This window comes from Deltaproteobacteria bacterium, from assembly GCA_011773515.1.
Classification (GTDB): Bacteria; Desulfobacterota; Deferrimicrobia; order J040; family J040; genus WVXK01.
In genome coordinates this window covers 25,779-26,221 of the sequence record WVXK01000058.1, presented here as the reverse complement: position 1 = coordinate 26,221, position 443 = coordinate 25,779, and the positions used below count along the sequence as shown (strand labels likewise).

The window sequence follows — 443 nt, the reverse complement described above, 5'->3', positions numbered from 1 at the left end:
CATGGTGGATAGGGCGTTCGATATCCATGGCCAAAATAGCGAAAAACCCCGATTATTTCAAGGTCTGCAACTGCTGCGGCGAGCCTTTTTCGACGGGGCAGCACTACCTGAACTCCGTGGACATCCTGCCCGGGGGCATCGATTTTCAGAAGGGGTTTCTGTGGGCAAACTGCGTCTGCGGCACGACGCACCTGGTGAAGCTCGAACTCTACCCGGAGCACATCCGGGGTTATCTCAACTTCCTCGTTACCAACTTCAGGGAGAAGTACGGCTCGGAGGTGAAGGCCGACGAGGGGGGGGAACCGGCAGGCGCTGTCGACGGATCCGAAAATCGTGGAGGAGATGAGGGCGGCCCTGTTTGAGCCCCACCCGTGATCACAGATCTGGATCTGGTTGAGCGTCTCTTTTCCGCATATCCAACGGCTCGAAAAACTCTCATGAAA

At 56.7% G+C, this 443-nt stretch carries 1 protein-coding gene; it reads left to right on the top strand.

All coding sequences use genetic code 11. The features are described from left to right. Nucleotides 1-26 precede the first annotated feature (26 nt). Complete coding sequence (locus GTN70_06640; protein NIO16663.1) at nt 27-362, top strand: hypothetical protein; 336 nt, start codon at nt 27-29, stop codon at nt 360-362. Nucleotides 363-443 lie beyond the last annotated feature (81 nt).